The organism is Mesorhizobium hawassense, assembly GCF_003289945.1.
In the GTDB taxonomy this organism is placed as follows: domain Bacteria; phylum Pseudomonadota; class Alphaproteobacteria; order Rhizobiales; family Rhizobiaceae; genus Mesorhizobium; species Mesorhizobium hawassense.
In genome coordinates this window covers 22,019-48,859 of record NZ_QMBP01000022.1, presented here as the reverse complement: position 1 = coordinate 48,859, position 26,841 = coordinate 22,019, and the positions used below count along the sequence as shown (strand labels likewise).

At 64.9% G+C, this 26,841-nt stretch carries 29 protein-coding genes; 16 read left to right on the top strand and 13 right to left on the bottom strand.

Annotation, left to right across the window (positions count from 1 at the left end; genetic code table 11):
* The 7 genes from DPM33_RS30910 (at window position 1) to DPM33_RS30880 (ending at window position 5,843) form a co-directional block, all read left to right on the top strand.
* Entirely contained in the window at window positions 1–984 is a 984-nt protein-coding gene (locus tag DPM33_RS30910; RefSeq protein ID WP_112101150.1) for an NAD-dependent epimerase/dehydratase family protein, read from the top strand.
* The gene (locus DPM33_RS30905; protein ID WP_112101149.1) at window positions 981–1,805 is read left to right on the top strand and encodes an MBL fold metallo-hydrolase; all 825 of its coding nucleotides are present in this window, start codon (window positions 981–983) and stop codon (window positions 1,803–1,805) included. Before DPM33_RS30910 ends, DPM33_RS30905 begins: the two co-directional genes overlap by 4 nt.
* Window positions 1,802–3,058, top strand: a complete 1,257-nt coding sequence (locus DPM33_RS30900) for a F390 synthetase-related protein (RefSeq protein WP_112101148.1) — start codon at window positions 1,802–1,804, stop codon at window positions 3,056–3,058. The genes DPM33_RS30905 and DPM33_RS30900 overlap by 4 nt, the downstream gene beginning before the upstream one ends.
* Window positions 3,059–3,072: 14 nt before the next feature.
* A complete protein-coding gene (locus tag DPM33_RS30895; protein ID WP_245442540.1) occupies window positions 3,073–4,203 on the top strand; it encodes a GNAT family N-acetyltransferase in 1,131 nt (376 codons plus the stop codon).
* Window positions 4,200–5,195 (top strand): Rieske 2Fe-2S domain-containing protein, encoded by a 996-nt coding sequence (locus tag DPM33_RS30890; RefSeq protein WP_112101146.1) that lies wholly within the window; start codon window positions 4,200–4,202, stop codon window positions 5,193–5,195. The genes DPM33_RS30895 and DPM33_RS30890 overlap by 4 nt, the downstream gene beginning before the upstream one ends.
* 91 nt (window positions 5,196–5,286) lie before the next feature.
* Window positions 5,287–5,535, top strand: coding sequence for a type II toxin-antitoxin system RelE/ParE family toxin (locus tag DPM33_RS30885; protein WP_245442538.1), 249 nt, complete (start codon window positions 5,287–5,289; stop codon window positions 5,533–5,535).
* 2 nt (window positions 5,536–5,537) lie between these two features.
* Window positions 5,538–5,843, top strand: coding sequence for an addiction module antidote protein (locus DPM33_RS30880; RefSeq protein WP_112101186.1), 306 nt, complete (start codon window positions 5,538–5,540; stop codon window positions 5,841–5,843).
* 5 nt (window positions 5,844–5,848) lie between these two features.
* Here the strand turns inward: DPM33_RS30880 and DPM33_RS30875 are convergent, their stop codons facing one another.
* The 3 genes from DPM33_RS30875 to DPM33_RS30865 all read right to left on the bottom strand — a co-directional run bounded on the left by DPM33_RS30875 (window position 5,849) and on the right by DPM33_RS30865 (window position 8,635).
* Window positions 5,849–7,006 carry an ATP-grasp domain-containing protein gene (locus DPM33_RS30875; RefSeq protein ID WP_112101145.1) on the bottom strand — a complete coding sequence of 386 codons (1,158 nt, stop codon included), beginning with the start codon at window positions 7,004–7,006 and terminating at the stop codon, window positions 5,849–5,851.
* A 91-nt stretch (window positions 7,007–7,097) separates the two neighbouring features.
* The gene (locus DPM33_RS30870) at window positions 7,098–7,718 is read right to left on the bottom strand and encodes a DUF995 domain-containing protein (protein ID WP_245442537.1); all 621 of its coding nucleotides are present in this window, start codon (window positions 7,716–7,718) and stop codon (window positions 7,098–7,100) included.
* Window positions 7,719–7,723: 5 nt separating this feature from the next.
* The gene (locus tag DPM33_RS30865; protein WP_112101144.1) at window positions 7,724–8,635 is read right to left on the bottom strand and encodes a glycoside hydrolase family 26 protein; all 912 of its coding nucleotides are present in this window, start codon (window positions 8,633–8,635) and stop codon (window positions 7,724–7,726) included.
* A gap of 568 nt (window positions 8,636–9,203) precedes the next feature.
* Here DPM33_RS30865 and DPM33_RS30860 point away from each other — a divergent pair.
* A complete protein-coding gene (locus DPM33_RS30860; RefSeq protein WP_112101143.1) occupies window positions 9,204–11,084 on the top strand; it encodes a glycosyltransferase family 2 protein in 1,881 nt (626 codons plus the stop codon).
* Window positions 11,085–11,327: 243 nt separating this feature from the next.
* Window positions 11,328–11,729: a hypothetical protein gene (locus DPM33_RS30855; RefSeq protein ID WP_112101142.1), complete on the top strand. Its 402-nt coding sequence runs from the start codon at window positions 11,328–11,330 to the stop codon at window positions 11,727–11,729.
* 104 nt (window positions 11,730–11,833) lie between these two features.
* Here DPM33_RS30855 and DPM33_RS30850 read toward each other — a convergent pair whose 3' ends face one another.
* From DPM33_RS30850 to DPM33_RS30840, 3 genes are all read right to left on the bottom strand, one after another.
* Window positions 11,834–12,928, bottom strand: coding sequence for a glycosyltransferase family 2 protein (locus DPM33_RS30850; RefSeq protein WP_112101184.1), 1,095 nt, complete (start codon window positions 12,926–12,928; stop codon window positions 11,834–11,836).
* Window positions 12,929–12,933: 5 nt separating this feature from the next.
* A complete protein-coding gene (locus DPM33_RS30845; RefSeq protein ID WP_112101141.1) occupies window positions 12,934–13,851 on the bottom strand; it encodes a lysylphosphatidylglycerol synthase domain-containing protein in 918 nt (305 codons plus the stop codon).
* A 121-nt stretch (window positions 13,852–13,972) separates the two neighbouring features.
* Window positions 13,973–15,586: an ArnT family glycosyltransferase gene (locus DPM33_RS30840; protein ID WP_112101140.1), complete on the bottom strand. Its 1,614-nt coding sequence runs from the start codon at window positions 15,584–15,586 to the stop codon at window positions 13,973–13,975.
* Between the two features lie 294 nt (window positions 15,587–15,880).
* Between DPM33_RS30840 and DPM33_RS30835 the strand changes: the two genes are divergently transcribed.
* Window positions 15,881–16,489, top strand: coding sequence for a DUF995 domain-containing protein (locus tag DPM33_RS30835; RefSeq protein WP_112101139.1), 609 nt, complete (start codon window positions 15,881–15,883; stop codon window positions 16,487–16,489).
* Between the two features lie 45 nt (window positions 16,490–16,534).
* Here the strand turns inward: DPM33_RS30835 and galE are convergent, their stop codons facing one another.
* From galE to DPM33_RS30815, 4 genes are all read right to left on the bottom strand, one after another.
* On the bottom strand, window positions 16,535–17,662 hold the full coding sequence (gene galE / locus DPM33_RS30830; protein ID WP_112101138.1) for a UDP-glucose 4-epimerase GalE: 1,128 nt from the start codon (window positions 17,660–17,662) through the stop codon (window positions 16,535–16,537).
* Window positions 17,659–18,717 carry a UDP-glucuronic acid decarboxylase family protein gene (locus tag DPM33_RS30825; RefSeq protein WP_112101183.1) on the bottom strand — a complete coding sequence of 353 codons (1,059 nt, stop codon included), beginning with the start codon at window positions 18,715–18,717 and terminating at the stop codon, window positions 17,659–17,661. Before DPM33_RS30825 ends, galE begins: the two co-directional genes overlap by 4 nt.
* 536 nt (window positions 18,718–19,253) lie before the next feature.
* A complete protein-coding gene (locus DPM33_RS30820) occupies window positions 19,254–19,607 on the bottom strand; it encodes a hypothetical protein (RefSeq protein ID WP_112101137.1) in 354 nt (117 codons plus the stop codon).
* A gap of 247 nt (window positions 19,608–19,854) precedes the next feature.
* A complete protein-coding gene (locus DPM33_RS30815; protein WP_112101136.1) occupies window positions 19,855–20,328 on the bottom strand; it encodes a carboxymuconolactone decarboxylase family protein in 474 nt (157 codons plus the stop codon).
* 137 nt (window positions 20,329–20,465) lie between these two features.
* Here DPM33_RS30815 and DPM33_RS30810 point away from each other — a divergent pair, with 137 nt between their 5' ends.
* The 3 genes from DPM33_RS30810 to DPM33_RS30800 are packed head-to-tail and all read left to right on the top strand — an operon-like array spanning window position 20,466 to window position 22,600.
* A complete protein-coding gene (locus DPM33_RS30810; RefSeq protein ID WP_245442534.1) occupies window positions 20,466–21,086 on the top strand; it encodes a TetR/AcrR family transcriptional regulator in 621 nt (206 codons plus the stop codon).
* Between the two features lie 35 nt (window positions 21,087–21,121).
* Entirely contained in the window at window positions 21,122–21,745 is a 624-nt protein-coding gene (locus DPM33_RS30805; RefSeq protein ID WP_112101134.1) for a hypothetical protein, read from the top strand.
* Window positions 21,746–21,751: 6 nt separating this feature from the next.
* Window positions 21,752–22,600, top strand: coding sequence for a 23S rRNA (adenine(2030)-N(6))-methyltransferase RlmJ (locus tag DPM33_RS30800; RefSeq protein WP_112101133.1), 849 nt, complete (start codon window positions 21,752–21,754; stop codon window positions 22,598–22,600).
* 6 nt (window positions 22,601–22,606) lie between these two features.
* Here DPM33_RS30800 and DPM33_RS30795 read toward each other — a convergent pair whose 3' ends face one another.
* Complete coding sequence (locus DPM33_RS30795) at window positions 22,607–23,362, bottom strand: helix-turn-helix domain-containing protein (RefSeq protein ID WP_112101132.1); 756 nt, start codon at window positions 23,360–23,362, stop codon at window positions 22,607–22,609.
* A gap of 165 nt (window positions 23,363–23,527) precedes the next feature.
* Here DPM33_RS30795 and DPM33_RS30790 point away from each other — a divergent pair, with 165 nt between their 5' ends.
* From DPM33_RS30790 to DPM33_RS30780, 3 genes are all read left to right on the top strand, one after another.
* Entirely contained in the window at window positions 23,528–23,950 is a 423-nt protein-coding gene (locus DPM33_RS30790; RefSeq protein ID WP_112101131.1) for a VOC family protein, read from the top strand.
* Window positions 23,951–23,962: 12 nt separating this feature from the next.
* Window positions 23,963–24,352 (top strand): DoxX family protein, encoded by a 390-nt coding sequence (locus DPM33_RS30785; protein ID WP_245442532.1) that lies wholly within the window; start codon window positions 23,963–23,965, stop codon window positions 24,350–24,352.
* 106 nt (window positions 24,353–24,458) lie between these two features.
* Window positions 24,459–24,911 carry a hypothetical protein gene (locus tag DPM33_RS30780; protein ID WP_112101130.1) on the top strand — a complete coding sequence of 151 codons (453 nt, stop codon included), beginning with the start codon at window positions 24,459–24,461 and terminating at the stop codon, window positions 24,909–24,911.
* A gap of 232 nt (window positions 24,912–25,143) precedes the next feature.
* Here DPM33_RS30780 and DPM33_RS30770 read toward each other — a convergent pair whose 3' ends face one another.
* Window positions 25,144–26,394, bottom strand: a complete 1,251-nt coding sequence (locus DPM33_RS30770; protein WP_112101129.1) for an RNA polymerase sigma factor — start codon at window positions 26,392–26,394, stop codon at window positions 25,144–25,146.
* Window positions 26,391–26,795 (bottom strand): YciI family protein, encoded by a 405-nt coding sequence (locus DPM33_RS30765; protein WP_112101128.1) that lies wholly within the window; start codon window positions 26,793–26,795, stop codon window positions 26,391–26,393. The genes DPM33_RS30770 and DPM33_RS30765 overlap by 4 nt, the downstream gene beginning before the upstream one ends.
* Window positions 26,796–26,841 lie beyond the last annotated feature (46 nt).

The window sequence follows — 26,841 nt, the reverse complement described above, 5'->3', positions numbered from 1 at the left end:
ATGGCCGTCCTCGTCACCGGCGCTAGCGGCTTCCTCGGCGCCCATGTGCTCGAGCGGCTGGCGGCATCCGGCACGCTGGCGCTCGGCCTCGGCCGCGATGAGAAACGCTGCGCCGCGCTCGAAGCAGCCGGCCATCGCATCATCCGCCATGATCTGGCGCAGCCGCTCGACGCAACGCTCGATCCCAGGCTGGGGAGGGTCGAACGGATCATCCATTGCGCGGCGCTCTCCTCGCCCTTCGGCCGCCTCGCGGATTTCGAGGCGGCGAATGTGACGGCGACGCGCAACCTCGTCGATTTTGCCAGGCGGCAGGGCGTCAGCCGCTTCGTCCACATCTCCAGCCCGTCGGTCTGCTTTGCCTTTCGCGACCAGCTTGGCTTGACCGAGGACATGGCTTTGCCGGAACCGGTCAATCACTATGCCCGCACCAAGCGCGCGGCGGAGGCGATCGTGCTTGGCCAGCCCGCCATCCATTCGCTGGTGCTGCGGCCGCGCGGCATCTATGGCAAGGGCGACCGCGCGCTCCTGCCGCGCCTCATCAAGGCGGCAAAAACCCGGCCGCTGCCGCTGTTTCGCGATGGCCGCGCGGCCATCGACCTCACTCATGTCGACGATGTCGTCGACGCGGTGATGGCGGCGCTTGCGGCACCCAGGGAGGCCGAATGCCAGGTCTTCAACATTTCCGGCGGCGCGGTGCTGCCGGTCCGCCGTATCGCCGACGAGGCTTGCATCCGCGCCGGTCTCAAGGCGCGCTGGCGGCCGATGCCGCTCGTGCCGGCGATGCTGGCGGCGGGCCTGATGGAAACAGTGGCGCTGCGGCTGCCCGGCCGGCCGGAACCGCCGGTCACGCGCTATGGGCTCGGCCTCTTTGCCTATGCGCAAAGCCTCGATCTTTCCAAAGCGAAGCGGATGCTCGGCTGGGCGCCGAAAGTCTCGTTCGAACAGGGGCTCGACCGCACCTTTTCCGGCGGGGCAGGGCCATGAGGATCGTCTTCGCCAACAGCGCCTGGGTGAGCGCCGCCGAGCGACTGATCCTGCGCGGCGGCGGCTGGCAAAGCGTCAAGCTGCGCGTCCGCTATGGGCTGATCTTCCACCCGATTGCCGGGCCGGTGCTGGTCGACACCGGTTACACGCCGGAAGCTCTTGTGGGGGAGAGGCGCGGCCGGATGCTGCGGCTCTATGGCGCGCTGCTGAAGCCTCGGCTCAACGCCGACGAGCAGGTCCTGCCGGTGCTGCGGCGTTTCGGGCTCTCACCTGATGACATCCGCACAGTCGTCGTCACCCATTTCCACGCCGACCACATTTCGGGCCTGTCTCTGTTTCGCAACGCGCGCTTCATCGCCAGCGATGCCGCCTGGGCGCGGGTCATGGCGCGCGGCCCGAGGCAGAATCTGCGCCACGGCGTCTTCACCGAACTCTTCCCGCCGGATTTCGAGGCGCGGCTGAAGGGGGTGTCCGCGAAGCCTCGCGTTGCGCCGCAGGGCGGCATCCCGGGCGGCGCCGATCTCTTCGGCGACGGCAGCGTCATTGCGGTCGATCTTCCCGGGCATGCCGATGGCCAGTTCGGCCTGCTGTTCAATGGCCTCGGCCGGCCGCTGCTCTACGCCGTCGACGTGCAATGGCTGCTCACCGCCTTGATCGAAAATCGCACGCCCGGCTTCCCGGCCACCTTGATCGCCGAGGATGCGGCGGCAATCGAGCCGACCAGCGCCATGCTGCGCCGCTTCCTCGCCTCCGGCGGCGAGGTGATGCTCTGCCATGACCCCGCGCCGACATCTTACGATCTCGCGCCGGAGGCCGCATGAACGGGCTGGCGGAAGCGGCAGGCTCCTTCTCCCTGACGCGCTGGGTCTCGCGCAAGACCCGGCCCGGCTTCGAGCGCTGGCAAGCGGCGGCCCTACGGCGCTTCCTCGATCGCGACCTGCCGCGCGCGCCTTTCTATGGCCACGCGCCAGCCCGGCTTGCCGACCTGCCGGCGACCGACAAGGCGCTGCTGATGGGGCGCTTCGAGGATTTCAACATCCACGGCCTCACCGCCACGCAGGCCTGGGCAGCTCTGGCGCGTGACGGCCGCGCCGGACCGCTCATCGTCGGCGCCAGCACCGGCACCTCCGGCAATCGCGGACTGTTCGTGATTTCCGAAGCCGAGAAATACCGCTGGCTGGGCACGATCCTCGACAAGGCGACGCCCGATCTTCTGTGGCGCGGCATGCGCGTCGCCGTGATCCTGCCGCAGAACACCGGGCTTTACGACAGCGCCCGCAAATCGCGGCTGATCAAGCTCGCCTTCTTCGATCTGACATTGGGACCGGAAAGCTGGCGTGGCGCGCTCGAAGCCTTCGACCCGACGGTCATCATCGCGCCGCCGAAGATCCTCCGGCATTTGTCGACCGAACACTTTCGGCTGCGGCCGAAACGTGTCTTCTCCGCTGCCGAGACGCTCGACCCAGTCGACCGGGCGGTGATCGAGGACTTCTTCCGGCTGTCGCTCGATCAGATCTATATGGCGACCGAAGGCCTGTTCGCGGTGACCTGCCGACAGGGTGGACTGCATCTTGCCGAAGACTCCGTCTTCTTCGAATTCGAGCCGGCGGGCGAGGGGCTGGTGACGCCGCTGGTGACGGCTTTTCGCCGCCGCACGCAGATCATGGCGCGTTACCGGATGAACGACCTGTTGCGCCTGTCCGCGCAGCCTTGCCGATGCGGTTCGCCGCTGCGCTGCGTCGACGAAATCGTCGGCCGCATGGACGATGTCTTCCGGCTCAGTTCGGCGAACGGCCCGATCCTCGTCACGCCGGATGTGCTGCGCAACGCCGTGCTCAAGGCCGACCGCCGCATCGACGATTTTCGACTCGTCCAGACCGGGCCAGACAGCGTCGAGCTGAGACTTTCGCCGACGCTCGCGGACGACGCGGCGACCGCCGCTCGTCAGTCCATCCGCGCGCTCCTGGAAATGCGAAAGGCGGTGGCCACCGTCACGCTCATCCGCGCGCCGCTGCCGCTGGAAACGAGCCGCAAGCTGCGCCGCGTCGAATGCCGTCTGGAGCAGGCGCGATGAGTGGTGCGGCGGCGATGGCAAAAAGGCCTGCGAAGCAGGCCGACCGGGTCGAGAACAAGCCGGCAAAGGTCGAAGCTTTCGTTAGCCTTTTCAACGAGATATCGGTGCGCGATCTCATCGCCAACCTGAAAACGACAGTCGAGATGTTCGATGTCGGCGGCCGCACTTTTCCGCTGACGCTGAACGATGCCGACGGTGCGCCGAACTGTTATATCTGCTGCCCGACCAGCGCCTATATCGACTATGCGATCGACGAGACGCGCAATTTCGCCGCCCACCCGCTGCTGCGGCGCGCGCTCAACGCGCTGATCGGCGCCTGCGCGCCGCTGGTCAGGGCGAGCGGCCTAGACCGTCAGGCGCAGCTCAACAACTGGCTCTATTCGACCAACCCGGTGCCGCTGCTCGACCGGCCGACGGCCGCGTCGCTGCGCGCGGCGCTGTCAGCGCGTTTCCCGGATCGCGCGATCGTCATCCGCTCGTTGAACGATATCGCCGATCCGGCGACCATTGCCGCCTTGAGGGCCGAGGGGTTCCGCATGCTGGCGGCGCGCCAGATCTACATCTTCGCCGACCGCGGCGCCGCTCCCGCCATGACACGTGACATGAAGCGCGATCGGGCCCGCCTGCGCACGACGCCTTTCGAGCGGGTCGGCGATGGCGATTTCACCGAGGCCGATTATGCCCGCGCCGAGATGCTCTACAACATGCTCTACCTCGACAAATACACGCCGCTCAATCCGCACTACACCGCCCGCTACATCGCCGAAATGCACCGGCGCGGCATCATCAGCCTGGCGGGACTGCGCCGGCCGGGCGGCGAGCTGGTCGCCGTCACTGGCCTGTTCGAAAACGGCGGCACGCTGACCCAGCCGATCGTCGGCTACGACACAGGCCTGCCGGTCGGGGAGGGGCTCTATCGCATGGCGATGGCGATGGCGCAGGACCACGCCACGGCGCGCGGCCTGCTCTTCAACATGAGCGCTGGCGCCGCCGGTTTCAAACGCCGGCGCGGCGCGCTTCCCGCGATCGAATACAACGCCGTCTATGCCGCGCATCTTGCGTTTCGGCGACGCCTGGCGATCCGCGTCATGGAGACCGTGCTGGCACTGATCGGCATTCCCCTGCTCAGGAGGTTCGAACTGTGAGCGAGCGCCGCGCGGAAGCCTATTGGCAGGCAGTGGCGCTGTCCGTCGATATCGGCAAGCGGCCGAAGCGCATCCTGTTCGACGGCGAGCCCGTGGTGCTGTTCCGCTCGGCGCAAGGCATCGCCGCGCTTTTCGATCGCTGCCCGCACCGGCTGGTCGAGCTGTCGACCGGCAAGATCGTCCGCGGCGAGATCGAATGCCCCTATCACGGCTGGCGCTATGACGGTGATGGTCGCTGCACGGCGATCCCCGGCCATGTCGGCGCCGTGCCGCATTACCGGGTCCGCCGCTTCGCCGCGCTCGAGCGCGACGGCGTCGTCTTCATCTCGTCGGGCACGCCGCGGGCCGAACCTTACCTGCACTGCATGCAGGGCAAGGACATCATCATGCGGCGGGTGCGCTCATCGACCCAGTCGACGGTCATCGATGCGGCGGAAAACATCCTCGATGCCACCCACACCCATTTTACCCATAAGGGCCTGCTGCGCGGCCTGACCGCGAAACGCCATCTGGTGCGGGTCGAGGTGACCGGCGGCGAGGGCTGGGTCGAGGCGAGCTATACCGGTGAGGACCACCAGCAGGGCCTGATCAGCCGGCTCTTGGAAGGCGAGCGCGCAAGGACCATCGGTCGCTTCCGCCATCCCGGCATCGCCGAGCTGGAATATTGGGGCAAGGAGGGGCTGGTTCTGGCCACCACCTTCCACCTGCGCCAGGCCGACGAGCGCACCGTCGAGGGCGTCGGCTGGCTGATCGGCCGGCGCCAGGGCCTGCTCGGTGAGCTGAAGGCGCTGGCCTTCAAGCCGCTCTTCACCATCGCGCTGCATCAGGACCGCCGGGTGCTGAAGTCGGCAAGCGACAACGCTCGGCTGCCGCCGCAAGCCTTGCCGGTGATCGGGCCGTTGGATTTCCTGCGCCGCGATATTGCCTCAATCATGGAGGGGAGGATGCCGGCGGCTGCGAGTGAGCCGAGGGTGCATCAGATCGAGTTGTGAATTATAGTTCACGGGTCTTGATCAGACTACTTCTGTAAATTATAGTTCACGCATGATCGAGGTTCGGCAGACCGACGAATTTACCAACTGATTGGCTGGACTTCGCGACACAGCGGCGCGCCTGCGTATCGTTGCCCGCATCCGCCGAGTCGAGATCGGCAACGTCGGTGATGTCAAATACTTCGATGGTATCGGCGAACTTCGGATCGACCATGGCCCGGGCTACCGGCTCTACTTTGTGAAGATCGGAAACGCCGTGATCATCCTGCTCTGTGGCGGCGACAAGTCCAGCCAAAAGCGCGACATCGCCAAAGCGAAACAGATGGCAAAGGAGATATGACGATGCCTCTCGAAACCACACGCTTCGACATCCTCGATCACCTGAAAACCCCGGAGGATCGCCTAGCCTACATCGAGGCTGCCTTCGAGGATGGTGATCCTGCGCTCATCACGCATGCGCTCGGTGATGTAGCGCGCTCCATAGGCATGACGGCTGTGGCGAAAGAAGCGGGCGTTACGCGCGAGGCGCTCTACAAGGCATTGAGCGAGAAGGGCGATCCGCGCCTCAGCACACTGCTGGGTGTCACCAAGGCACTTGGTCTGCAGCTCGACGTGAAGCCCATCGGTCCCGGTTCGCCCAGGGCATAAGCATATCAGCCCGGCCCGTTCCACTCGATATCGCGCGTCGAAGCCGCCTGCAGGCTGATACGCTCGCGCAATGCCACGCGTGCGATCTCCGCCAGTGCCGGCCATTGCGCTCTGACCGGCGCTGAATCTCCGAACCAATCGAGCAATTCCTGGCCCTCTTGCATTGCCTGGCGAAAGCGGCCGAACCCGCCTGAGCGCAACGCCGCCGGCAGTCCGTAAATCCACATCGCCAGCCGCACGGTTTGCGGCACGGTGACGTCGGGCGTGACCTCCCGAGCGTCGCCGAGCACGGCATCCGCAAAGCGCGCCGGATCGCGGAAGAAATGCAGGCCGCTCACGGCGCGTGGGTTGCACTCAAGCGGCAGCACGAGGCCGCTCGGCTCGCGCATCAGGTCGAAGGAGATCTGCCCGGTCCACATGATGCCGGCGACGATGCGCTCGACCAGATCGCGCGCCGCATCGTCCTCGACGCGCTCGAAGAAGATGCCGGCGCCCTTGCCGGCGCGGTAGAGCGAGCGGTAGAGCGCCAGCGCCTTGAGCCTGCCCTCGCGCGCCACCGCATAGGCGCTGATTTCCTCGCCATCGACAAAACGCTGCGCCACCCAGGGCATGGCGGACGAGGGCGCGATGGTATCGAGCGCTTGCGGCGGCGGCCGCAGCAGCACGTGGCTGGCGAAGCGCGACCAGACCGGCTTGAACACGAGAGTGCGTGAGCGCTCGCGCACTGCTTCGATATCGTCGCGCGAGCTGAGCATCATCGTTTCCGGCACCGTCAGCCCGAGCCGTGCCGCGAGGCGTATGAAGCCGTGCTTGTTGTGAACCTGGGCCAGCAATTCGATATCGGGCGCGAACAGCTTTGCCGGCATGGCCCTGTCGCGCCAGGCAAGCGCAAGGTGGAAGACCTCCTCGCAGGTCGGGATGACGAGGCCGATGGCCTCGGCCAGTATCAGCGCCTCGACTGCGTCGGCATAGGCCTGCGGTTCGAAGCGCGGCGGCGGCAGCCGGTGGTAACGCGATACGGCCTTGCTCGCCGCCGCGATCGGCCGCGCCGGCGTGTCGGCCAGGATCACCCTGTGCCCGGCGCCATGGAGAAGGCGCGCCAGATGCAGCGCCACCGGCGCGCGGGCGCCGGTTATCAGGATGGTTCCGTCAGCCCCCGGCATTCGGTCACGCGGTCGTTTCAGCCGCGACGACCGTTGCGCGAAATCGCCGTGCTTGGCAATTGCGCTATTTCACGCCGGCATGATCCGCGATTTACAGCTTCGCCTTGAAGCGTTTCACCTTCTTGCTGGCGTGGTCGCCATTGCGCAGGCTCGATTTGCCGTGACGGTCCTTGAACTCATACCAGTCTCCGCTCGGAGATTTGCGCTGGTAGATCACCTTGCCGGCCTGGCGATGCTCGAAGCAGCTCAAGGACGTCTTGGCACCCCATGAGCCATGCCAGGTTGCCCGGAAACACAGTTTGCCGCTGCCGGGCATGAACCAGACGCCCTCGCCATAGCTCTTGCCACCTTCGGTAGACCAGGCCGTAAACTGTCGCTTCTGCACGGCGAAATACGCGGCGCCGTGATTGCCCCAGCGCCAGGAGCGGTTCTTGTAGAGCTGATAGAGGCTTTCGTCGGAAACGGCGGTGGCCTTCGCCGCCTCGCTGATGCTGTTGGCGGCCTTGGCCATTGCGCCACCTTGCAGGCCGACGACAAAAACGCAGCAAGCGAGCGCCGCTCCGACAAACTTCCTCACTGCACTTTTCACGATTTTACTCCGCCGACCGACTACGCATACGATTCGCCCGCCGCCGAGCCAGCTCGGCGGCAACCACACCTTGATACCTTTGGCTGGAGCCCGTCCCGGTCCGACCGGGACGAGCATGGTCATGCCTCTTATGGCAGGACGTGCTGTGTCACACGCCAATCGGGCAGCCCATAGCCACCCAGCCACGGCCAGACTTCTTTCTGGTTGAAGTAGACGACCGAGGTCAGGGCCGGGAACGCCGCGTAGGACTTGCGGGAATCATCCGACCATTTCGAAACATAGTCCTGCTTGCCGACATAGCCGAGCTCGGCAACGATGACCGGCTTGTTGAAGCCGGCCACGCGGTCGTAACCGGGCTTCAGCGTCTCTTCGAACGTCCGGTCGCGGCCGACCTCGTCGTTGTCCTTCTTCTGCAGGCCGAACACCGACAGGCCGATCACGTCGACATAGTCGTCGCCGGGATAATACTTCTCCAGGCCTTCGACACCCTTGGGCGACCACATGTATTTCGCGGCCGGCGCCACCTTGCGGCAGACGTCGACCTCGCGCTTGTATGCGGCGATCCAGTCCTTCGGCGCCCAGTTGGCCCAGGTGAAGCGGCCGTTCTTGTCTTCCATTTCCTGTGCCCAGCGGATGGTGACCGGGCTCTTCATCTGTCCGACCAGGCTGCAGATCGCCTGCATGTTGGCATCGTATTTGCCGCTCAGAATGCCGTCGCGCAGCTCGGGCGGCGTGATGCGCCAGTCCTTCGACCAGGTCCATGGCTCGATGGTGATCAGCAGCGAGCGGCCGCGTTGCAGGGCGTAGGCGTCGGCCAGCGGCAGCGTCGACAGGTCGACGTCTTCCCAGGGCAGGAACAGCTCCTCGATGCTGGCCGTCTTGTCGTTGCTGAAGTCGCCATATGGGTCATATGACCCGAATGCCGACGCGGCCGAACTCGTTTTGATGGGATCCGTCCCGGCCGACGATCCGGCCGATGCCGGCAAGGCCACGCCGAGAATGAGCGCCGACACAAGCGCGGTTGCAGTGGAGAGTTTCATACCCGCCTCCCATGGGCCTCAATGTCCCGCCGGACCTTGAGGCTTGCCACAACGTGCCGACCGAAGCCGGCACGCAAACCCAAATATCGGTCTGCCGACGTGAAATGCGGGTTTTCCGAGCGACTGGGACTGGCGCGTTTCACACTATGCCGTCCACTATTGTGGTCTCTTCCGGCCTTTTACATAGCCTTTGAGACGAGGTCGCCGCGATACTCACAAATTCGCGTCAACGTTACGATATTAACCCTTCCTCATATAAGCCCCTATGCTCGGCAGGAGTCAAGCGCAATTAACCGTTACTTAACCTTGTTATGGCCGGCATGGTTAACATCGAAGACGTTATGTCGGCCGCTCGGCGCATGGTCGCAATTCAAAACCGGCCAACGGTCGGCCGTCGCGGCCGCATTTCGAAGAAAAATGGAGGGAGCCAAGTGTTGGGTTAACCAGTTCCCAATATGCTTGGTTAACGAAAGCCTAATTCTGTTGACTCCCTGTCGGTGACCGCTGATTCTATGGTTGGGTGAGTGCGCTCGGCCGGCTTTGCCGGGCGAGCAGGGCGGCGGGTAGTATGGGCGTATATGCGGGTGCCGGCGTTGTCGGCGGCAAAACCGGGTCATTGGGCCAGGCCGGCGAGAATTCGCCCGGCTTCGGCCCCAAGGGTCCTTACCTTGTGCCCGTTCTCGCGCCGCGCCAGCAACTCATCCTGCGGCTCGGTCTCGTTTTCTGGCTCGTCACACTGGCCTTCTTCTGGTCCTGGTGGCTGCGGCCCGCGCATATCGGGACTATTGGACCCTACGCCTTCGCCACCCTGGTGCTGGCCTGGCTGACGCTGATGCCGATGTATTTCCTGCTCAACGTCCATGCCTCCAGGAAGTCGTCGAAGCTGCACGCCATCCCGAAGCGCTCCCGCGTCGCCATGGTGGTCACCAAGGCGCCGTCCGAGCCGTTCGCCGTCGTGCAGCGCACGCTTGAGGCGATGCTGGCGCAGGACTATCCGCACGACACCTGGCTCGCCGACGAGGATCCATCGGAGGCGACGGTTCGCTGGTGCGACGCGCATGGCGTGCTGATTTCGACCAGGCGCGGCCGCGAGGATTATCACCGCAAGACCTGGCCGCGCCGCACCCGCTGCAAGGAAGGCAACCTGGCTTTCTTCTATGATCACTATGGTTACGAGCGCTACGACTTCGTCGCCCAATTGGACGCCGATCACGTGCCGACGCCGAGCTATCTGAGGGAAATCCTCTATCCCTTCGCCGATCCCGCCGTCGGCTACGTCTCGGCGCCCAGCATCTGCGACAACAATGCCGACGAAAGCTGGGCCGCGCGGGGACGACTGTTCCCGGAAGGCATGTTCCACGGTCCCTTGCAATCCGGCCATACCGGCGGCGGCGCGCCGCTTTGCATCGGCTCGCACTATGCGGTCAGGACAAAGGCCCTGCGCCAGGCCGGTGGCCTTGGACCGGAACTGGCCGAGGATCATTCCACCTCGATGTTGATCAATGCCGCCGGCTGGCGTGGCGTGCACGCCATCGACGCCATCGCCAATGGCGACGGCCCGCAGACCTTCGCCGACCTCGTCACCCAGGAATTCCAGTGGTCGCGCAGCCTGATGACCATCCTGCTCGAATACACGCCGCGATATTTCCACAAGCTGCCGCCGCGGCTGAAATTCCAGTTCCTGTTCTGCCAGCTCTGGTATCCGCTGTTCGCGCTGTTTGCGCTGATGATGTACGCGATGCCGATCTATGCGCTGTTTACCGGGCGCAACTTCGCCAATGTGATGTATGCCGATTTCATCTTCTACTACCTGCCGAACTCGGTGGCGCTGGTCGGCTTGGTCATCATGCTCAAGGCCTTCGGCCTGTCGCGGCCGCTGACGGCAAAGACGCTGAGTTGGGAAGGCACGCTGTTCCTGTTCTTCGCGCGCTGGCCCTGGGTCCTGTGGGGCACGCTGTCGGCGATCCGCGACTATGTGACGAAATCCTTCGTTGATTTCCGCGTCACGCCGAAGGGCAGCGGCCCGAAGCAGCTTTTGCCTGCGCGGGCTTTCATGCCCTACGTGGCGCTTGCCGTCGGCGCGGCGCTGCCGGTGCTCGTCGTCAGGCATCCCTTCGATGCCACCGGCTTCTACTGGTTCGCCGCCTTCAACGCCTTTCTCTATGGCCTGCTGGTCGTGGTGATCATTGCCAGGCATATCGCCGAAAACAGGATATCGCTGCGCGCCAACGCGGCGAAATTCGCCCTGCATGCCTCTCTGGCGATGGTCGCGCTCGCCGTGCCGGTCGCGGGTTTCTATGATCGCGGCCTGGAGGGGATCTACGGCCTGCAGCAGGGCGCCGGCGGTTTTCGCATCGTCAGGATCGCCTATGTGATTTCAGGCGCCGGCATGGGCGACATCGGTTCGCGCAAGCTCTACTTCGACCCCGGTTGGGAAGTTCGGCGCTGAGGCCTGAGCATGCGTCACCCTGGCGCGTCTCTCGCGGGCGTGCGCCCGTCGTCCTGAAATGATCGAATTTTAACAAGCGTCGAAAGACGGCACTCATCATGTCGTTTGCACGAATTTTAATAAGTCTCCTCTAATATTTAAGTCACGATGCGGGCGGATGTGGACTGCTTGCGCAACATGAGGGAGAAGCGTGGAGAATATATCTTCGCACTCCATCAAGAAATACTGTGGCAGGGGACGGCAATGATGAAATTCGCAAAAGGCGCGGTGGCGATCGGCGGAAGATATGCCGTCGCTCTTGCCGCCGTTGCACTGGCCTCGATGGTGTCGGGTTGCCAGAGCATGGATACGATGAAAACCGGCTCGCTCAGCGTCAAGCCGATGACCGAGCAACTCGGCAAGAAGATGCACCTCAAGACCAAGCGGCTGAATATGGTCAATCGCAAGCCGCTGACGCGCATGACCAGGGTGACGCGCGTCAGGGAAGAAGCCTATGCGGCTTTCGTGCGCCCGCAGCGGCCGCACGCGCCGGCGCCGGTCAAGGTTTCCTACACGCTGGGCAGCGTTGGCCCGCTGCTTGGCCATTCGCCCTGGATTTGCGGCCCGAGCGGCTTCGGCCAGCGCGCGGCCTGCCGGGCGCGTTAATTACCGTAGGCGGTTCCGCGGGGGCGCGGCCGCGGGGGCGAGGGGGCGGGCGTGCTGCCGGCCCGTTACCCCTTGCCCTCCGGCCGCCGCGCGCTGCGCGGCAATTACTTTGAACGAGACCGGGATTGCTTGCCGCGCGCCGTCCCGACGGCGGCCGGCTTGATCGGCCAGTGCCAGCCGTCGCCCTCGCCATGCGTGGGCTGCGGCCGCGCCACATAGGCGAGCGCGCCGTTGGCCTCGAGATAGACGCGCGACAGCATCTCGGCCAGCACGCCCGACGTCACCGCCTGCAGCCCGGCGATCACCAGGAAGAAGCCGGTGATCAGCATCGGCCTGGTGCCGATATCCTGCCCCCAGAAAACCTTGATCGCGAACAGATAGGCCAGGATCAGCGAGCCGAGCACGCCGAGCACGATGCCGATGCCGCCGAAGAAATGGCCGGGCCGCGTGCGGTAGCGCAGGAAGAAGAACATGAAGACGAGGTCCAGCACCACGCGGAAGGTGCGCGAGATGCCGTATTTCGATTGGCCGTGCATGCGGGCGTGATGCGTCACCACTTCCTCGGCGATGCGGCGCGGCGTCGTCACCGTCGCCAGCCAGGCCGGGATGAAGCGGTGCATCTCGCCGTAGAGCCGCACGCTGCGGATGACGCTGCCGCGGAACACCTTCAGGCTGCAGCCATAATCCTTGAGCTGCACGCCGGTGACGCGCGCAATCAGCCTGTTGGCGATGCGCGACGGCAGGCGGCGCATCCAGAACCCTTCCTTGCGGTTCTTGCGCCAGCCGGCGACGAGGTCGAGATCCTCGGTCAGCAGGCGATAGACCATGCGCGGAATGTCGAACGGGTCGTTTTGCAGGTCGCCGTCGAGCGTCGCGATGACGTCGCCGCGCGCGGCGTCGAGGCCTGCCTGCATGGCGGCGGTCTGCTTGTAGTTGCGCACCAGCTCCACGCCATGCACATGCGGCCCGTATTGAGCCGCCAGCCGGCGGATCTCGGCGGGCGTGGCATCGGTGCTGCCGTCGTCGACCAGCACCACTTCCCAGGGCTGGCTGTAGTTTTCCATCGCCTGATGGATGCGGACCAGCAGCGGCTCGACATTGTCGGCCTCGTTGTACATCGGGATGACGATGGACAGCTTGTGCTCGGGCATGACGGCGCCCTCGGGCAATCCGAAAGCCGGAATGGGAAGCACGTTCATGGCGGTCATTTCCTTGCCGGTCCCGCCGCCGGGGTTTCCGGCAGCGTCGATTTCGAGGGAAACAGCCAGGCGATCGCACCGGTTGCGACCGCCGAGCAGAGGATGAAGAGATGCAGCGCCAGCGCCGCCTGCAGGCCGTCCTTCATGGCGATGCCGGAATAGAGCAGCGCGGCGGCGGCGCCCGCCTCATAGGTGCCGAAGCCGGCGACGCCCTGCACCGGCAGGATGGCGGCGGCCTCCGCGCCGACGGCGCCTGGAAAGGCGGTTTGGAACGAGGTGTTGAGCAGCATGGCGAGCAGCCAGCCCTGTACGCCGAGCTTCAGCGCCCAGTTGGCCATCGTCCACCACCAGCCGTAGCGCGAGCGTCCCGTCGCTTCGGTGAAGATGTCGCGCAATTTGCCGAATTTCGAGACGATCCTGCCGCCGGCCGTCCAGTTATGCGGCGCGCGTGCCCAGCGCGGCAGATACCATGCGGCTGCGATCAGCGCACCGATGCCGGCCGCCCTGAGCGCCGGATGCAGGCTCGGCCAGACCAGGCAGGCCAGCACGCCGACGACGAAGGCGTCCTGCAGCCTGAACCACAGCAGCGAAGCGCTGGCGCGCACGATCGATACGCCGAACACCTGGCGCAACAGGATCGGAAACGCCGTCTCGCCGCCGCGGAACGGCACGATGTTGATCATGGCATTGTGGATCAGGATGATGCGCAGCGTCGCGCCGAAGCGGCCGTTGATGTCGTCGCGGAACTCGTCGCAGACGCGCAGCGCCCTGAGCACATAGGTCACGAACAGAGCCGCCGCCACTGCCGCGAAGGCGCCGGGCGTGATGCTGGCGAAGGCATCGCCCACCATCTTCCAGCGCGAGTCGCTGGCAAGCCATGCCAGCAGCGCCAGGGTGACGATTATCGATATCGCTCGCTTCAACCAGGTCTCCGATGATGTCCACCGTCGCCGCATTGGTGCGGCTTGACCGGTGGCTCGAAATCCGCGGCTTCCCCGTGGATTGCTTCGCCGCCCTGGCTTGCCGTCTCGAACCGGCGTTCCGTCAGGGGCGGGTGATCCTATAGACCAGCAGCGTATCCGAATCCACAAGCTTGGTGGCGGTCCTGTCGAGGTGGTCGATCACCCCGTCATGATGTTCGACGAACCGCCGGTCCTGTTTGTCGGCAGCCTCCTTGGCGGTGCCGAAATAGTCCGCGCCCTGGGTCCGCAGGTCCTCGAGCTGAGCGATCGCCGTGGCGTCGTCCTCGACGAATTTCGACCATTCGACATCGCCGCCGCCGGGCGGGAACACCCAGCCGCGCGCCCGGCTGTAGTAGATCGCGACGGGGTCGCCGGCTTCCGGCGCGATGGCGACGACAAGTTCGCCGGGCTTGACGAGGCGCGCCAGCTCCTCGCCGAGCCGCTTGCCGTTCATGGCGATCGGCGCCTTCATCGTTCTGAGCAGGGGAAAAGTCGAAAGCGTCAGGGCCAATGCCGCGATGAAGATCGAGCGCAGGATGACGGCCGGGGTGAGCGCCGCTCCGGCGCCGAGCGTCGCCAGCACCAGCGCGCCGCGGCCGCAGAACATCGCCAGCGGCACGTTGAAGATGTGATAGTTCCATGGATTGCTGGTGATCTCGCGCGCCGCCGCGACATAGACGATCGCCGCCGCCGCGAACCAGACATAGGGGACGGCCGAAAGGGCTCGCTCGCCGGTTTCCTCGCCCGGCTTCGGCGGCATCCAGAAACCGACGGCGATCAGCGCCATGAACGGATAGCCGTAGAACCACCAGACCGAGGTGTTCCAGACGGACTTGAGATAAAAATTGTTCTTGAAGAACGTCCAGAAGCCGGAATCCCAGATGTAGCCGCTGCCGGCGACGTGGTAGGGCGGGTAGCTGCGGCCGAGATAGATGGCCCAGCTGAAATAGGCGGCGATCACGGCGAAGCTCAGCAGCCCGGCCACGAACACCCCGGCCGCCTGCTTGCGTCTGCCCATCACGATCCAGCAGGCCATCAGGTAGACGATGACGGCGCCGGCGGCGAGCCCGGGCGGCTTGGCCAGCGCGCCGAGCGTGAAGCTCAGCGTTGCCAGCGGCAGCAGCCACGGCTTGCCGCCGGCCCAGTATTTGACGAACAGCCACACGCCTGTTGTCACCAGGGCAAGCATCGACGGGTCGGGCAGGAACGAACTGTCGATCATCACCGGTCCCGGCATCAGCGCATAGGCAAGCGCTGCCGCATGGGCATGCGCCTCGTTCCAGCAGAGCGCGGTCAGCCGGTGCAGCGAAAACACCGTCACCATGCCGAACAGGGCGGCGACCATGCGGCCGAACCAGTCGTGCCAGCCGAAGAGCTGGTAGAGCAGCGCGGTGGAATAGCTGACGATCTGGAATTCCCGGCCCTGATAGCTGGGCCCCGGGCCGGTCCAGCTGACCTCGGGAAAGAAGATGTTCCAGCTGCGCTGCTGGAAATTGTCGGCCATCATCGCAGTGCTCGTCTCGCGCCAGCTGAAGGCGTCGACCAGCGGCTGGGTTATGTTGTGAAAACGCGCGATCGCGGCGACCAGCAAAATCGCCAGCAGGATCACCGAGTGGATACGGACGGCGCCGGCAGGCCGGCGCGGGCCGGCAAACGCCGCGCCGTCGGACCCGCTCGTTTCCGCGCTGTCTGTCATGTGGAGCCACCCCTCCCACCGAAGCTATTCTGGCGCCTTGCAAGTGCCGAACAGTGTCAAGCTATCACAGCATTGTAATATCCGTGGTTAACTGAGGGCTTGCAGCAATCACTTCCACTTCGTTTGGTTGACATCGCGCCGCGCGCGGCTGTTAATGGATTTGAGGGTGCTGATCGCGCAGCCGTTGAGCCGACTGGGCCGGGTATCGTGACAGCTCGCGGAAAGCCGAAGAAAACATCTTCCAGATCATTAATCCTCGACCCGACCGCATCTGGGTCGAGAGGGGGTATTGATATGCGTACGCTCGTCGGGACGACAACTAAGACCGCATTGCCGTGTGAACCAGGCCGCCTCGAGCTGGGCAGGGCCGACCGGCTCGCCAGGCGAGGCTGGCTGGTTCCGCTCCTGATCGCCTGCGGCCAGCTCGCTTTCAGCGGCGCCGCCGACGCGGCGGCGGCCAAGAACAGTGCACCGGTCGAGGCTGCCGCCAAGCCGGATACCGCTCCGACGGCTTTCGAGCTGCAACTTCTCTACGCTGACCGCACCTGGAACTGGAAGAACGGCGCCGCCTATTTCGGCATGGACAGGCGCCTGCATGCCTGGACGCAAGGTGGGAATTCGCCCGCCGTCGGCGAGGGCCGCTGGCTGGTGATGGAAAACGGCAAGATGTGCATGGAGCTTGCCTGGCGGTCCAAGACCTATTCCACCAAGCCGCAGCGCACCTGCTACAGCCATCGTGTCGAGAAGGGCAATATCGAGCAGCGCAAGGACCCTGACGGCACGTGGTATGATTTCAAGCACGCCAGGGACGATCCCGCCGACGAGCATCAGAAGTTCGAGGCGGGCAACACCAAGGGCGCGCAGTTCGACCAGACGCGCAAGCTGGTCGACAGTAAGGGCTAGGTTTAGCCGGCTGGCCCCAAAAATTGGAGGCTCGCCGAGGTGGTCTTAACCGACCTCAGCGAGCCCACGCCCCGACACATTACTCACAGGGCCGACCGCCGGCCTTGCGGGCCGACGTTTCGTGGTGGCGTTCGCGCCACGCGATGCGCGCTTCGCGCGCGGCATGGCGGCTGGAGCGCCGGAAGCGCGCAAGACCGGGGCGAGCCCAAAAAAGGGCGCCGCCGTCCTGACGATGGTGTCGATGTCGGAAAGCTCGGCCACAAAGCCCAACCGCCTACGGGCAAGCCCGGGGTCGGCAAAAAGCCCGGCCGGATCGCCGGGGCGGCGGGCCTTGTAGACGACCGGCACCGCCCGCGACGTGATCCGCTCGACTGCCCCCAATATCTCCTTGATCGAAATGCCGCGGCCGGTGCCGAGATTGACCGCCAGGCTTTCGCCCCCTGCATCCAGATGCAGCAGGGCCTTGAGATGCGCCCGGGCGAGGTCGCTGACGTGGATATAGTCGCGCACGCAGGTGCCGTCGGCGGTCTCATAGTCGGTGCCGAAGATTTCGATCGCCTCGATCATGCCCGAAGCGGCCATCAGCACCCTGGGGATCAGATGGGTTTCCGGCGTGTGCCATTCGCCGAGCTCGCCCTCGGGGTCGGCGCCGCAGGCGTTGAAGTAGCGCAGGATCGCGTATTTCATCCCGTAGGCCGAGGCATAGTCCTTGATGATCTCTTCGCCCATCAGCTTGCTGCGGCCATAGGGGCTGACCGGTTTCTGGGCCGAGGTCTCGCGCACCGGCAGCGCCCTGGGCATGCCATAGGTCGCGCAGCTCGAGGAGAAGATGATGTTGTCGATGCCGTTCGCCCGGGCAGCGTCGAGCACGGCGATCGTGCCGCCGACATTGACCGAATAATAGTCCGCCGGTTCGGCGACGGACTCGCCGACATAGGCAAGTGCCGCGAAATGGATGATCGCCTGCGGCCGGTGGGCGGCGATCGCCCGCTGCAATGTGCGTCGGTCGCGAATGTCGCCAACGACCAGCGGACCCCAGGCGACGGATTTCTCGTTGCCGCGGCTCAGATTGTCGTAGACCACCGGCAGATAGCCTGCCGCCGAGAGCTGCTTGCAGGTATGGCTACCGATGAAGCCGGCGCCACCCGTCACCAGGATGCGGCGGCGTGTCATGACATCACGGCCGCCCTGACGGCTTGGCGGCCGCTCCGCGGCGCGATGGGCTGGCGACCACCCAGCAGGGCTTCGAAATAGGCCGTGGTGTGGGCGAGCCCTTCGCTGAGCGCAATTCTCGGCTCCCAGCCGAGATGGTGCCTGGCAAAGGAAATGTCGGGCTTGCGCTGCCTGGGATCGTCGACCGGCAGCGGCCGATGCACGATCCGCGAGCGGGAATTGGTGTAGTCGAGAACGAGCTCGGCCAATTCCATGATGGTGAACTCGCCCGGATTGCCGAGGTTGACCGGGTGATTCGGCGCCGCCGGCGCCTGCATCAGCCGCACGAAACCCTCGATCAGGTCGTCGACATAGCAGAAGGAGCGTGTCTGCGTGCCGCTGCCATAGACCGTGATGTCGTCACCGCGCAGCGCCTGGACGATGAAGTTCGACACCACGCGACCATCGTCGGGCTGCATGCGCGGTCCGTAAGTGTTGAAGATGCGCGCGACGCGCACGTCGATGCCGTATGTCCTCGAATAATCGAAAAACAGCGTTTCGGCCGAACGCTTGCCCTCGTCGTAGCAGGCGCGCGGGCCATGCGTGTTGACGTTGCCGAAATAGCCCTCGGGTTGCGGATGCACCAGCGGATCGCCATAGACCTCGGAGGTGGAGGCCTGGAATATCTTGGCGTTGTGGCGCCGGGCGAGCTCCAGAAGATTGATCGAGCCCAGCACGCTGGTCTTGAATGTATGGATGGGATCGGCCTGGTAGTGAGGCGGCGAGGCAGGGCAGGCAAGGTTGTAGATCTCGTCGACGGCCAGATCCATCGGCAAGGTGTCGACGACGTCGTGCTTGACGCAGGTGAAGGCGGCGTCGCGCGCGATGCCGGCAAGATTGTATCTTTTGCCGGTGTGGAAATTGTCCAGCGCGATCACTTCATAGCCGTCGGCGAGCAGCCTCTCGCACAAATGCGAGCCGAGGAAACCCGCCCCGCCGGCAACCAGGGCGCGACCGCGATCGATGCCCTTTCGACCCGAGCCGACCGGTTTCAGAACCTTGATGACCCTATTCATGACGACCTCGTACGCGCACAGTTCCTCGTTCCGGGTCGAGGCATCGCCCGACCAGGTCACAAACAGCGATTCCCCCGCATATGCGGAATCGCCCATACTGATGTGCGTCGAAGTTTATGAGTTCGCGGGGCTCGTCGCTTTACGGCTATGCTGCCGCTTGCGCGTCCCTTCTGCCCCTAAGTCGCGATCCACGAATCGGTTGCCACCATCGCGGACTGCTCGCCCAAATTGCACACCCAACGCATACAAAGATATACATGTCGGCCAGGTAGTCAACTAAATTAGCGTTTTGTTAACCAAACGTCGTTGCGATTGGTTAACGATAAGCGGGTCGAGGAGGGCTCTCGCGCCTCAACGATCATTGCGGCGAATAACCCAAACAAAACAAATCGAAACCGGATTTCTTACGGATTATCTGCCGGCGCCGGTTCCACAGGAATTTGCCGGTTTGTCACGATCGATTGATGCAATGCGAGCGCACAGACCCATCGGCGTGAAGCGCACGTGCCCGGCATATTTCAATATGCGGCTCGCTCTCAGATGTTCTGTATCGAAAGCGGTCCGGTAGCCCGCGCAAAACAATGCGATTGCTGTCCGAAGCCGCTCGGGCTGCAGATATGCGCTGCGTTTCCGAGATAGGGATTGGCGCTCACACGGGTGATCGGACGCGGCGCGATCCCTGGTTGAACGCGATTTGGTTTCAAGCCGATCAGATCCGCATTGCTGCTTTGGGAGACGCTGAAGGAAGTCGGCTGGCCGAAATTGAAATATTGACAGCCGGACACCGCCATAATGGCAGAAAGGACAAAGGGCTTGAGGAATGGATTAATCGATGCGGGAAAGCTGTTCTTGGGCGAATGCCGGTTTGAGTTGCCATCGGCCGTGAGCATCAACAATCCCCCTCGGGCGCAAAACGCCCCTTGTTCGAATCATTGTTCAGCAAACCCACCCCCGAAGCCATTATGACAAAGCAGATCAATTTAGCGATAGCCGATTGATCGGTGGGATGGATTTTTAGCCCTTTTTTGGGGGTCGCATGCATCCGCCGATTGTCAGGCGGATGTTTCGGGTTGGGGACAAAAAGAACGGCCCGCAAAAGGCGGGCCAAATCATTGCGGCAATCTTCACCGCTCGGCGTTACTGCCCGCCCATCTCTTTCTTGAATTGGTCGAAATCGACCTGCATGCCGTTGAAGATGGTGCTCCAGTGGCGCGTCAGCGCCGCCATGGCGACGGCCTCCTGGATCTCCTCGTCGGTGGCGCCGGCACGCTTGGCGTCCTGGGTGTCGGACCAGATGCAGTAGTTGCACGGGATCTGCGCCGCGACCGCCAGCGAGATCAGCGACTTGACCTTCGGCGGCAGCGCCGTCTTGTCGCTGAGCTCGATGGCCTTGACCTCGGCCCAGGCGCCGGGCAGACCGGCCTTCGGGAACTGTTTCACGAAGCCCGGCACGCCGCCCATCGTCGACTGGATGTCCTTGAGGGTCGCGTCATAGTCGTCGGCCCGGGCAGGCGCGGAGGCCAGAACGGCGGCAAACATAGACGCCGCGGCAATGAGCGAGGCGGAACGAAGGCAGGAATGCGCGGTTGAGACGATGCGAACGGCTGACATGAAGTTTCTCCTCTGGTGTTTGTTAGCCTTACGATGTAAGGTATCTTCGAAAGTGAACCTTACAGTGTAAGTTGTAAAGCGCGACCATGGATGCAACGAGCAAAAAAAAGCGGCCTCGCGGAAAACTCTCCCGCGAGATGATCGAGGACGCCGCCTTCGAGGTGATCGAGCGGGAAGGGCTCTCCGGCTTTTCGATGCGCAAGCTCGCCGCCAGGCTCGGCTGCGAGGCGATGAGCATCTACCATCACTTTCCCTCGCAGGCGCATCTCTATGAGGCGCTGGTCGACCGGCAGATGAGCGGGCTCGTCATTCCCGACGACAGCCTGCCCTGGCGCGAGCGGACGCGCATCGGCATGCAGGAATTCCGCCGCGTCGCCACCGAGCATCCGGCCTTCGCGCCGTTCATCGTCGTCTACCGCATGAACTCGCCGCCCTGCCTCGCCAAGCTGAACGCCATCATCGGCCTGTTCGAGGATGGCGGCTTCGGTCCCGAGCTCAGCGCTCGCCTGTTCCGCGCGGCAGGCTACTATCTGATGGGCGCGATCCTCGACGAGACGGCCGGCTACGCCAAGGGGCCTTCGGCGGTCACCACCGTCAGCGGCGAGGAACTGGCGCGCGACTATCCGAGCGTCGTGAAGGCCGGCGCCTATTTCGGCGCCGGCGGCTTCGACAAGACTTTCGAGCTTGGCCTGGAAATGTTTCTGGACGAGATGGAGCGGGTCCGCGAAGCTGCCCGAGACGAAACCGCCAAAAGATAATGGCGATCTCGATCCCGAAAAACCAAGGCCTTTGAATGCGCTTCCTCTCCCTTCTTCTCCTCATCGTCGGTGCCGCCATCGGCATTTTCTATCCCTGGGCGATGAGCAATTTTTCCGGCCATGCCATCGGCACCTGGCGCGTCTATGAAGCCGGTCGCTTCCGCCCGGTCACGGTACAGCTTGCCGCAAGCGATGCGCCGGTGCGGGTGCTGGTCGACTTGACCGCGCGGGCCGAGCGCCTCGCCGGGCAGCAGCGCACGCTGCTGACGCTGACCGCCGCGAGCGGCGGCCGCACGGCGCTGGCGTCGACGCTTTCCTTCAACCACACCGACAATCCGCGCCAGGTCAGCCCGCAACTGCCCGACAAGATCTTTCGCGACGAGGCCGGCGTCATCGAGGCGGTCACGCCCGGTCCTTACGTCTTCACCGTCGGCCCGGGCGATGCCGACGGCATCGACATGCGCGCTGTCGATCTCATCCTGCGCGCCGGCACCGGCTCGATCGACGAACGCGCCCAGCCGGCCGGCTATACGCTGATGGGCGTCGGCGTGGCCGGACTGGCGCTGTCGCTGGTCTTCGGCCGCCGCGGCGGGCCTCCCCAGAATCCCAATTCGCAGCCGCCACCGCCGCGCTGGGGCCGCAACGGTTCCCCGAGGTAGCCCCATATGAACTATCGCCACGCCTATCACGCCGGCAATTTCGCCGATGTCGTCAAGCATGCCGTGCTCGCGCGCCTCGTCGAATATCTCAAGCAGAAGGACAAGGCCTTTCGCGTCGTCGATACCCATGCCGGCATCGGCCGCTACGATCTTGGCTCGGTCGAGGCCGGCAAGACCGGCGAGTGGCAGGGCGGCATCGGCCGGCTGGCCGAGGCGACGCTCGAGCCGCGGGCAGCGGCACTGCTTCAGCCCTATCTCGAAGCGGTGCGCGCGCAAAATCCCGACGGCGGCCTCGAGCATTATCCCGGCTCGCCGCTGATCGTTCGCCATCTGCTGCGCAACCAGGACCGGCTGACGGCGATCGAGCTGCACCCCGAGGATGCCGTGCGGCTGAAATCGGTGTTCGCGGGTGATTTCCAGACGAGGGTGATCGAACTCGACGGCTGGCTGGCGCCGGGCGCGCAACTGCCGCCGAAGGAAAAGCGCGGCCTCGTCCTCATCGACCCGCCCTTCGAGGAGGAGGGTGAGTTCTCCCGCCTCGTCGAAGGCCTGCGGAAGGCGCACCGGCGCTGGCCGGGCGGCATCTATGCGCTCTGGTATCCGATCAAGGACCGCAAGGCGGTGACCGCTTTCCGCGCGGCGCTGAAGGAGACCGGCATTCCGAAGCTGCTCGACATCGCCTTCGAAATCCGGCCGGCCTCGGACGAGCCAAGCCTCGACGGCAGCGGGCTGGTGGTGGTCAATCCGCCCTACACGCTGGAAGGCGAACTGAAGGTCCTGTTGCCGGCGCTGCACAAGGCGCTTGCCGTCCGGCAACCCTCGCGCTGGGCGCTCGAGTGGCTGGCTGGCGAGTAGAGCGCTCTATGCCAGTGCCGAGGGCGTCACGCCGGTCAGCCGCCGGCTTTCGCGGATCAGATGCGCCTGGTCGGCATAGCCGGCCTCGATCGCCAGCAGCGCGGTCGAGGCTTCGCCCTGCAGTCGTTGCAGGCGGCGGAAACGATGGAAGCGCAGGATGCGGTCGAGTGTCTTCGGGCCATAGCCGAAAGCGTCATCGAAGCGCCGGCGCAGCGTCCGCTCGCTCATATGCAGGTGGCGCTGCAGGAACGGAACCAGCGGCGTTTCCGGCGGCAGGCCCTCGTCGATGACGTCGAAGGCCCGACCCATCAGCGGGTCGGCCCCATCGCGCCCTTCCGAATGCGCGCCGATCGTCTCTTCCAGGTGCAGCACCAGCTTGGCCAGGCCGGACCTCCGTCCGACACGGTCCGAAAGCTCGCGGCAGCGCGTGCCCCACAATTCGTCGAGCCCGAGCCGTCCGCCGACGATTTCGCTTACCGGCACGCCGAGCCAGCCGGCGGCCGCGCCCGGCTGGAAGCGGAAGCCGATGATCACCGCGCCGGCCGCAGGTGTCTCAATCTGCGGCTCCTTGTCCGGCCCGGCGACGCGGAAGCGGCCGTCGATCCATTGCAGGTCGATCGTGGCGTCCGGCGTGATGACGATGGGCGGCGAGGCGCGGTCGTCCATGCGATGGACCCAGACCGCACAGAAGGCATCAGTCAGCCCTCGGCGGACGGGCCGCTCGCGAAAGAAGCCGGTTGTCTGCGCCAGGACCGGTTCCATGCCCTCTCCGATATGATCGGTGCGACGGTCATTTTGGCCGAAATGTTCAAGGCCGGCCAGCTCATCCGTGGCAGAACAGACGCAGCCTGCTGGCGCCCCTCGGCGCCTTTTGCAAACCACATCCGATTTCGGACGTTGGTCACGATATAGAAAGGAGTGAGAGAAATGAAAGCTCGCATCACCGTATTGACGCTCGGCGTCGACGATCTGGAAGCGTCGCTCAAATTCTACCGCGACGGCCTCGGCCTGCCGACCGAAGGCATCATCGGTCGCGAATTCGAGCATGGCGCGGTTGTTTTCTTCGATCTCGCCGGCGGCCTGAAATTCGCCATCTACGAGCGCGCCAACATCGCCTGGGATGCCACGGTGCCGCGGAGCGGCCGCAGCCCGACCGAATTCACCATCGGCCACAATGTCGGCAGCGAGGCCGAGGTCGACGCGGTGATGGCCGAGGCCGTCAAGGCCGGCGCGCGCATGGTCAAGCCGGCGCAGAAAACTTTCTGGGGCGGCTATGCCGGCTACTTCCAGGATCCCGACGATCATCTGTGGGAGGTCGTCTACAACCCGGCCTTCGTTCCCGAGGACTGAACGCAGCGAAGTATGCCATCCAGACAGGAGGCCGCGATACCTGTTCAAACCATTGAAGCGTTTGGCGCTCTCCTCATCGGTGGCGTGTTCGCCTTCGCCGGCATCGAGCATTTCGTAAAATTCGCGGCGATGCGCGATTATCTCGCCGCCCAGAAATTTCCGGCTCCGGCCTTCATGCTGGCAACCGGTTCGACGGTCGAGGTCGCTGCGGGTTTCATGCTTGCGGTTGGCATAGCCCGGCCGTTTGCCGCCGGCGCGCTGGTCATCTTCACGCTGGCGACGAACGTCATGCTGCTGCGTTTCTGGGCCAGCGAGGAGCCGGAACGCCAGGTGCTGCGCAATGCCTTCCTGATCAACATCGCCGTCATCGGCGGGCTGCTGCTTGCCGGCACTCTTGATTAGCTGGCAATGTCGGAACGAAGTTTTGCGGAAACCATTGTTTTCGCAACCGCTTGACCGCCGCCAAGCGAATCCGCACAGTGCGCGGAACCGACCTTGAGAGGCTGTCATGACTCGCTTCGCCCATTCCGCCCTTGCCGCGCTGGTTGCGCTGTCCACTCCCTTTGCCGCTCCGCTGGGCTTCAGCCAGGCCGCGCATGCCGCCGACCTTTCCGTCTCCAGCGGCGACGATGGCAGCGTCTGCGGCGAAAGCTGGGTGCTGAGCAGGATCACCGACCGCTTCTCCTATCAGGTGCATCACGTGCCGCATCTGCCGGATGTCGCGATTACCGATTTCCGCAACATCCGCCAGCACCGCTACGAGCCGGCCAACGACGAATGGCCGATCGGCCGCCACTATTGCCGCGCCACCGTCAACCTGTCGGACGGCCGCGACCGCTCGATCTTCTACCTGATCGAGGAAGGCCAGGGCTTTGCCTCGATCGGCGACAATGTCGAGTTCTGCGTCTCGGGCTTCGATCGCTGGATGGTCTATAACGGGCGTTGCCGCGTGCTGCGGTAAAGTTTCGTCGGTCGATAGACCGGTAAGGTAGGCGCTCTACGGCGCCCCCCTCTGGCCTGCCGGCCATCTCCCCCACAAGGGGGGAGATTAGCAGTTTCGGCGTCCCACCTTCCTTCAGGCGTTTGAGATAGGCGAAAGCCGGCGCGCCATCTGATCTCCCCCCTCGTGGGGGAGATGGCCGGTAGGCCAGAGGGGGGCGCTGTCCCGCCGGCCTCTCCTGAATGACTTCCTCTTAAGCGTCACCACCATCGGCCCGCGCCAGCAGCAACGCGCGTTCCCGCTCATTGCCCGTCAGCTCGGCGGCGCGGCGGAATTCGGCGCCGGCTTCTTCCATCCGTCCGAGCTTTGCCAACAGGTCGCCGCGCACCGTGGGCAACAGATGCGTATCATTGAGCCGCGGTTCGTCCCGCAGCGCGTCGGCGATCGCCAGCCCTTGCGCAGGGCCGAACGCCATGCCGGCCGCGACCGCCCGGTTGACCTCGACGATGGGCGAGGGGGCTGCCAGCGCGAGCGCCTGGTAATAGGCGGCGATGGCGATCCAGTCGGTGTCGGCGGCGCTTAGCGCGCGGGCATGGCAGGCGGCGATCATCGCCTGCAGTTGGTAGGGGCCAGGTGTCGGCGTCAGCGCCATCGCGCGGTTCAGCCCGTCGAGGCCGCGCCGGATCAGCGACCAGTCCCAGCGGCTGCGGTCCTGGTCGAGCAAAAGGACAGGATTGCCCGCTGCGTCGATGCGAGCGCCAAAGCGCGAGGCGCCGAGGTTCATAAGCGCCACCAGGCTGAGCGCCTCGGGCTCCTGCGGCACCAGCGCCGCCAGCAGACGGCCGAGGCGCATCGCTTCGTCGCTGAGATCCGCGCGCAGCCAGTCCGGTCCGGCGGAAGCGACATAGCCTTCGTTGAAGATCAGGTAGATCACTTCCAGCACGGCGCCGAGGCGCTCGCGCCGCTCCTGCCCGCGCGGCGTCTCGAAGGCGATGCCGGCATCGCGCAGCGTCCGCTTGGCGCGCACGATGCGCTGGGCAACGGTGGCCTCCGGCACCAGGAAGGCGCGCGCGATCTCCGGCGTCGACAGTCCACCCAGCATGCGCAGCGCAAGCGCCGCGCGCTGCTCGGCCGGCAGCACCGGATGGCAAGAGGTGAAGATCAGCCGCAACAGATCGTCGTCGATATCCTCGTCGAGCGCCGCCTCGATGTCGGGCATCGCTTGCTCCAGCCCGGCGAGATCGACGGCAAGCTGGCGGTGCTTGCCGTCGATCAGCACGGTGCGGCGCAGCCGGTCGAGCGCCCGGTTGGTGGCGACCCTGGTCAGCCAGGCGGCCGGGTTCTGCGGAATGCCATCGCAGGGCCAGCGCTCCAGCGCCAGCATGAAGGCATCCTGCACCACCTCCTCGGCCAGCACGACATCGCGCAGGGTACGGGTGAGCCTGGCGGCGAGCTTTGGTTGCTCGATCCGCCAGACCGCTTCGACCGTTGCAGTCGTGGTCAACCCTTCAACTCGCCGAACCCTTCGGCGGCCTTCTGGACGTCTTCGGGAAAATCGCTCATCTCCAGCACGCGCCGGACTTCGATGACGTCGTTCTCCCCGGCGGGGCAGCGGCGCGCCCATTCGACGGCTTCCTCGGGTGAGCGCACGTCGATCATCCAGTAGCCGCCGAGCACCTCCTTGACCTCGGCGAAGGGGCCGTCGGTGACGGTCGGCTTGCCGCCGCTGAAGGAGACCCGCGCCCCCGATGACGGCGGGTGCAGCCCGTCGAGCGCAAGCAGCACGCCGGCCCGCTTCAGTTCTGCATTGTACTTCATCATCGTCGCCACGGCCTCGGCCTCGGGCCTGGCGTCGGGAGCCGCGGTCGCGTAGCCGCCGGGGATCATCAGCATCATGAAACGCATCTTGTGTTCCTTCGTTGGGTGGTTGCGATGATACGACGAACGGGCA